Origin of the sequence: uncultured Rikenella sp. (assembly GCF_947628055.1) — a bacterium.
GTDB lineage: Bacteria > Bacteroidota > Bacteroidia > Bacteroidales > Rikenellaceae > Rikenella.
Map to the genome: position 1 here is coordinate 1 of NZ_CANQYJ010000121.1, position 6,898 is coordinate 6,898.

The 6,898-nt window shown below is 56.8% G+C and carries 6 protein-coding genes; 4 read left to right on the forward strand and 2 right to left on the reverse strand.

The window, feature by feature from the left end; all coding sequences use genetic code 11:
• Positions 1-137: 137 nt before the first annotated feature.
• Both Q0Z93_RS09210 and Q0Z93_RS09215 read right to left on the reverse strand, forming a co-directional pair.
• Complete coding sequence (locus tag Q0Z93_RS09210; protein WP_298064814.1) at positions 138-1,217, reverse strand: AI-2E family transporter; 1,080 nt, start codon at positions 1,215-1,217, stop codon at positions 138-140.
• Positions 1,218-1,248: 31 nt separating this feature from the next.
• The gene (locus Q0Z93_RS09215) at positions 1,249-3,348 is read right to left on the reverse strand and encodes a cation:proton antiporter (protein WP_298064818.1); all 2,100 of its coding nucleotides are present in this window, start codon (positions 3,346-3,348) and stop codon (positions 1,249-1,251) included.
• A 59-nt stretch (positions 3,349-3,407) separates the two neighbouring features.
• Here Q0Z93_RS09215 and Q0Z93_RS09220 point away from each other — a divergent pair, with 59 nt between their 5' ends.
• The 4 genes from Q0Z93_RS09220 to Q0Z93_RS09235 form a co-directional block, all read left to right on the forward strand.
• The gene (locus Q0Z93_RS09220; protein WP_298064820.1) at positions 3,408-3,767 is read left to right on the forward strand and encodes an arsenate reductase family protein; all 360 of its coding nucleotides are present in this window, start codon (positions 3,408-3,410) and stop codon (positions 3,765-3,767) included.
• A gap of 42 nt (positions 3,768-3,809) precedes the next feature.
• A complete protein-coding gene (locus tag Q0Z93_RS09225) occupies positions 3,810-4,646 on the forward strand; it encodes an SDR family oxidoreductase (RefSeq protein ID WP_298064821.1) in 837 nt (278 codons plus the stop codon).
• 394 nt (positions 4,647-5,040) lie between these two features.
• Positions 5,041-6,252, forward strand: coding sequence for a mannonate dehydratase (gene uxuA, locus Q0Z93_RS09230; protein WP_298064822.1), 1,212 nt, complete (start codon positions 5,041-5,043; stop codon positions 6,250-6,252).
• 4 nt (positions 6,253-6,256) lie between these two features.
• Positions 6,257-6,898: glucuronate isomerase (locus Q0Z93_RS09235; protein ID WP_298064825.1), on the forward strand; the 642-nt coding region annotated here is incomplete at its 3' end.

The window sequence follows — 6,898 nt, forward strand, 5'->3', positions numbered from 1 at the left end:
GGTTAGAATACCTGCCTGTCACGCAGGGGGTCGCGAGTTCGAGTCTCGTCCGCACCGCAAATAGGAAGAGGGCCTTTCCGCTATAGCGGAAAGGCCCTCTTCGGCTTGACAGATCGTTGTAATCGAAAGAATTTCGGCTATTCCGCTTCCCGGTTCGTTTCCCGCTGTTCCCGGTTTTGTATATTCTGATCGGACGACAGCGGGGCGGTCAGCCTGTATTCGATGTAATAGATCCGGATCAATAGCAGAAATCCGGAGATCAGGAGCGGGCCGAAGATAATCCCCCAGAATCCGAACAGCGGTATCCCTAAGATCACTCCCAAAATGACGATCATCGGATGGGTGTCCGCAGCCCGTTTCATCAGGAAGATCCGGCAGGCATTATCCACATTGGCGATGATGATTACAGCCGCTGCCAGGAGGACGATCCCCTGCCATACGGCTCCCGTGGCGAGCAGATAGATGCTGAGCGGCACCGTGACGATCGCCGTTCCCAGCATCGGCACGAGGCCGAAGACGCCGGTCACGAAAGCCCAGAACAAGACATTCGGTATGCCCGCTATCCAATAGAACAGAGCGGAGGCGGCGGCCTGCGCCACCATGACCACAGGGATTCCCACGGCATTGCTGAAAATCATATCCTTTGCTTCCCTTTTGATCCGTTTCAGGCTTCTGCCGCTGAAAGGGGCGTAGCGGAGCAGAGTGTCTTCCATTCGACGCCCGGCGGCCAGCATGAAATAGAGTAAGACCACCATCAGGAAAATGTTTGCCGCGAAACTGTAAGTCGTATTGATCAGCATCGAGGCGAATCGGGTGATCAAGTGCTGGGATTCGGTCAGCAGCTTGCCCGAGATGACTTGATAGCCAATCCAGTCGTTGACCCTGGCGATCAATTTGTTGAAGCTGCCCACTACTCGGGCGGTGTCCACTTGGGGAATTTCCGAAGCGACCACTTCGAATATCACGTAGCCGATGCAAAGCAGCACGATGCAGGTCATCGCCACCAGGACTGACGATGCGATCCACGGTTTCCAGTGGCGCTCTTCGGTCAGGCGGAACAGGGAGTTGCGCAGGACGACATAGAGTGTGGTGGCTCCCAGGAAAGCTCCCACGAAAAAATTAAGCTGCCGGAAAATCACTACTCCCATGGCGACCAGGACGCCCAGGAAAAGCAATTGGCGGAAAAAAGGGTTGTATCGATCGGTTCTGTTTTGCATGGCGTAGGACTGGATGATCGTGTGTCGCCGATCAGGCGAGCAACAGCGAAGGATTGCTCAAATCTCCGTTTCGGGGATCGTTCTGTTGGAGCGGATAAACTAAGATAAAACTGTTCGACCGTGCGTATTTGTTCAGGTAGCCCGGTATGCAATTCATGTTTTTGTGGTACGACGGGCCGCCCTTGCGGCTCAGCACGGCCAGCAGGAGGTCGTTCGCTTTGACTTCCCGGAACAAAATCAGGAAATCGTCCCATTCGTCGAATTTGCGGAACTCCGCTTCGATGGGGTTTTTGGCGTGGATGGTCTTGATCTGGGCCAGCGTGTGAGCCGGGGCGTAAAAGACCACTTTGGTGTTTGTATTCCGCCCCATGTTCCAGACTTTCCATATCCAGAGGGCGAAACCGAGCTCTTTTTCAGCCCGGTCGGGCACGATGACCAGCAGCCGTCTCACGGTCGAAAGCGGTTGCACGGGTTTGTAGACCAGTGTCGTTATGTTGTTCTGTGTCAGGATGTTTTCCATAGTGGCACTGGGGAACGGCGTCGGGCCTTCATCCGAATTGTCCGGCCTCAGGCTGAGAATCAGGTCGGTGATTTTCTGTTCGTGAATCGTGCTGATGATGGCGTTGGCGATGTCCGAATCGTAACGGAGCAGTTCCTGCAATTCGGTATCCGTTGCCGCCGCGGCGATCACTGCTTTTTCCAGCAGCCGCCGTCCCTGCCGGTCGGCATTGCTGGCCGCATTGTCGTTGGACAATACGTGGAGTGCGCACAGTCCGTTTCGGTTGCCTTTGGATTTGAGGGTGACGCTCAGGTGGATCAGCTCTTCGGCCGTCTCCGGGTGGCTCATCGGGATCAGGATCCGTTCCGGCAGATCGCTTTTCTCGTGTCCGGGCGCCGATTCAGGCGCATCGGCCAGGGCGATGTTCCGGGCCCCGCGCTGTGTGGCGAACGAAGCGATGGTGCAGGTGATCAGAATCATCAGGATCGTGCCGTTCAGGACGCTTTCGTTCAGCAGGCGGATCGGTTCGCCGGATTCCGTGTGGCCCGTCACGATGCCGTAGCCCACCAGTACCGCCGCCAGTGTCGCAGCGGCTTGCGCGTTGCTCAGACCGAAGATCAGGCGCCGCTGGTCGACGGAGTATTTGAATGTTTTTTGCGTGGCATACGCTGCCAGAAATTTGGCCGCCGTAGCGATCACCGTCATGACGATGGCCACTTTGATCGTCTCGAAGTCCTTGAAGAATGCCCGGTAATCGATCAGCATTCCCACGCCGATCAGGAAGAACGGGATAAAGATGGCGTTTCCGACGAATTCGATGCGGTTCATCAAAGGGGAGGTGCGCGGGATCAGCCGGTTCATGGCGAGCCCTGCCAGGAACGCCCCGATGATGGGCTCGATGCCTGCCGCTTCGGCCAGGAACGCCCCTAAGAAAACGATGGCCAAGACGAATATGTATTGCGATACGTTGTCGTGGAATCGTTTGAAGAACCACCGTCCGATCAGCGGAAAGAGCAGCAGGACGATGCCTCCGAAGAGGGTCAGCGACACGCCCAGACGAATCCAGAAGCCGTTGTCCACCGAACCGGCCGACAGCCCGACGATAATGGTCAGTACCAGCAGGGCCAGGGTATCCGTAATCATTGTGCCGCCCACGGTAATGGTCACCGCCGGATTCTTCTGGACGCCTAATTTGCTGACAATGGGATAGGTGATGAGCGTGTGCGACGCGAACATGCTGGCCAGCAGGATGGATGTCAGGATGTTGAAGTTCAGGATGTAGTAACTGGCCAAGATGCCCAATATCATCGGGATGCTGAAGGTGAACAGTCCGAAGGTCAGGCTCCGTGTGCTGTTTTTCTTGAAATCGGCGATGTCGATCTCCAAACCTGCTAAGAACATGATGTAGAGCAGACCGGCGGTTCCCGACAGAATGATGCTGCTGTCCCGTTCCATCAGATTGAATCCGAACGGCCCGACGACGGCCCCTGCGATGATGAGCCCCAGCAGGTGCGGGATGCGTATCTTGTTGAGCAACAGCGGCGCCGACAGGATAATGATCAGAATCAGCAGGAATTTCAGTACGGGGTTGGTCAGCGGCAGCGTCATGTCGGCCAGGGTCAGGGGCAGCATAGGGGCATAGGTTTGGATAGGAATCGTTACATTTGCAATATAATAAAAGTATAACAAAAATGAGGCCATTGTTCGTGTATTATCCTCCGTGCGGCACGTGCCGCAAAGCCGCCAGATGGCTGGCCGAACGGGGTATCGAAGTCGAAGCGCGCAATATAGTGACGGATAGACCTTCGGCGGAAGAATTGGGCCGGTGGATTCCGATGAGCGGTCTGCCGGTACGGAAATTCTTCAATACGAGCGGATTGCTGTATAAAGAGTTGGAGCTGAAAGATAAAATAAAGGGGATGTCGCACAAGGAGTTGGTCGCTCTGCTGTCTGCGGACGGGAAGCTGGTCAAACGGCCGGTTCTGGTATTGCCGGATCGCGTGCTGGTCGGTTTCAAGGAGGAGGTGTGGCAGGAGGCGCTGGGGCGCTGAGTTTTTCGGAATAATAGACTACTAACACCAAAAATAATAAGGATGAAAAGAAACGATTTGTATGACATCGCCGGACGTATAGCGGTCGTAACGGGCGGCTATGGCGTGTTGGGGAGCAGTATGGCTCTGTTCCTGTCGCAACAGGGGGCACGGGTGGCGATTCTGGGCCGCAATGCGGAACGGGGCGAAGCCAAAGCCCGGGAAATCGCTGTGGCGACCGGCGGCGAGACACTGTTTTTGCAGGCCGACGTGCTGGACAAGGCGGCATTGCAGTCGGCTTGCGAACGACTGGTGGCTGAATGGGGCGGGGTGGACATCTTGCTCAATGCGGCGGGCGGAAACCAGGCCGGGGCGACGATTGCGCCGGATCAGACGATTTTCGACCTCGATACTGAGGCGATGCGCGGGGTGGTGGATCTCAATTTTATGGGGACGGTGCTGCCGACGCTGGTTTTCGGCCGGGCGATGGCCGGTCGCGAGGGGAAACATAAACGGGGGAGCATCGTCAATATCTCCTCTATGGCGGCGCAGGGGGTGATTACCCGTGTGGTGGGCTATTCGGCATCGAAGGCGGCGATCGACAATTTCACCCGCTGGATGGCGGTCGAGATGGTCAAGAAATTCGGGGAAGGGGTGCGGGTGAATGCCATTGCGCCGGGTTTTTTCCTGACGGAGCAGAATCGGACGCTGCTGACCAACCCGGACGGTTCGCTGACGGAACGTTCGCGTGATATTATGGCGGCGACGCCTTACGGACGCTTCGGGAAACCGGAAGAGTTGAACGGGACGCTGGGCTGGCTGGTCTCGGACGCCTCGGCGTTCGTGACGGGGGTCGTGGTGCCGGTGGACGGCGGGTTCTCGATCTTTTCAGGTGTATAATCAATCATATTTTTTCTATTTACAGATTCGTTTCTTGGGAACTGTATGGGACAGTTCTTGTTAACTGTGTTACGCCTGTTTTGCCTCGGCTTCCTCGCGCTACTCCCAAATACCAAGATCGAAGCTCGTTGGCTAAGAACGGTCATGCGATACGAAGTGTCGCCTAAAGACTTTTGTGCCCCTTTTCTTCAGAAAAGGGACGGTTCGGTAACAGTAGCCAAAGAACGGATGTGTAAATAAAAATAGCGCGGTTATATAATTGCACTTTTCTCTTTTTTCGAGTTCGGTTCTGCGCCGGGGGCCGCTTCTCGCGGCCGGAGGGCGGCGCGAGCCGAAAAATCGGGACAAGGGGTGGCTGGTGCGATAGTATATAATCGCGAAAAATAGTAATATCATGGGACAAAACAACAGAATACGGTTCGAGCAGACGATGCGCTGGTACGGGCCGAACGATCCGGTGTCGCTGGCCGACATCCGGCAGGCGGGGGCGACAGGAGTGGTGAGTGCTTTGCATCATATTGCCCCGGGCGAGGTCTGGCCGTTGGAGGAGATCGAACGCTACAAAGCGAACATCGAGGCTGCGGAACTGACATGGCATGTGGTGGAGAGCTTGCCGGTGAGCGAAGCGATCAAAACGCGGCGGGGGGATTATGCGCGGCATATCGAAAACTACAAGGAGAGCCTGCGGAATCTGGCAGCGGCGGGGGTGCCGGTGGTGACCTATAATTTTATGCCGGTGCTGGACTGGACGCGGACGGATGTGGTTTATGAACTGGCCGACGGTTCGCGGGCGCTGCGGTTCGAGCGGGCGGCGTTCGTGGCGTTCGATCTGTATGTCCTGCAACGGCGGGGAGCGGACGAGGATTATACGCCGGACGAAATCCTGAAAGCGAAAGCACGCTACGAACAGATGTCGCCGCAGGAGATCGAAACGCTGACGGCCAGCGTCTTGATGGGGCTGCCGGGGGCGGACGAGAGTTTTACTCTCGAAAATATCCGTCAAGGGCTGGAATTATACAGCGATATTACCGATGCCAAACTCCGGGAACATCTGATTTTGTTTTTAAAGGCGGTGGCCCCGGTGGCGGACGAAGCGGGGGTGAGGCTGGCGATCCATCCGGACGATCCGCCTTACAGGCTTTTGGGGCTGCCGCGCATTATGAGTTGTGCGGCGGACTTTATGCAACTTGCCGAGGCGGTGCCGAATGCTTCCAACGGTCTTTGTTTTTGCACGGGGTCGCTGAGCATCCGGCCGGACAACGACCTGCCGGCGATGGCGGAGCGGTTCGGGAACGAAGGGCGAATCCATTTCGTCCACCTGCGCAGTACCGAACGGGATGCGGAGGGTAATTTTTACGAAGCGAACCACCTGGAAGGGAGTATCGACATGTATACGATCATGCGGGCGCTGGTCGAAGCGATGCAGCGGACGGGGCAGTCGATTCCGCTCAGGCCGGATCACGGACACCAGATGCTGGACGACCTGAAGAAAAAGACCTACCCGGGTTATTCGGCGATCGGGCGCCTCAAGGGGCTGGCGGAGCTGCGGGGACTGGAAGAGGGGATCGGACGGACGTTGTATCCGGCGGCATGTGATAAAAAGTAAAGTTATGGAGAAAGTGTTTATTCACGAGGATTTCCTGCTCGGCACGGATGCCGCGCGGGAATTGTATCATGGCCATGCCGCTCCGATGCCGGTTGTCGACTACCACAATCACCTGTCGCCGAAACAGGTGGCGGAGGATTACCGGGCGGAGAATATAGCGCAGTTGTGGCTGGGCGGCGACCATTACAAGTGGCGGGCGATGCGGGCGGCAGGGGTCGACGAACGGTATATCACAGGCGAGGCCTCGGATTGGGAAAAGTTCGCCAAATGGGCGGAGACGGTGCCGCAGACGATGCGGAACCCGCTTTATCATTGGACGGCCTTGGAACTGAAGCGTTATTTCGGGATCGATACGTTGCTGAAACCGGAAACGGCGAGGGAAATATACGATCGCTGCAATAGCATGTTGCAGGGCGATCCGGATGGCTTTTCTGCCCGGGGGCTGCTGCGGCGGATGAATGTCGAGGCGATCTGCACGACGGATGATCCGGCCGATTCGCTGGAATACCATATCGCGTATGCGAGAGAGCGTCGCGACGGCGATCCGGAAATGTGGCCTGCGTGGAGACCGGATAGGGTGATGGCGGTGGAGGATGTTGCCGCTTGGAATACCTATGAGCGTATAGGAACCGCCCGCAGCGTCCTT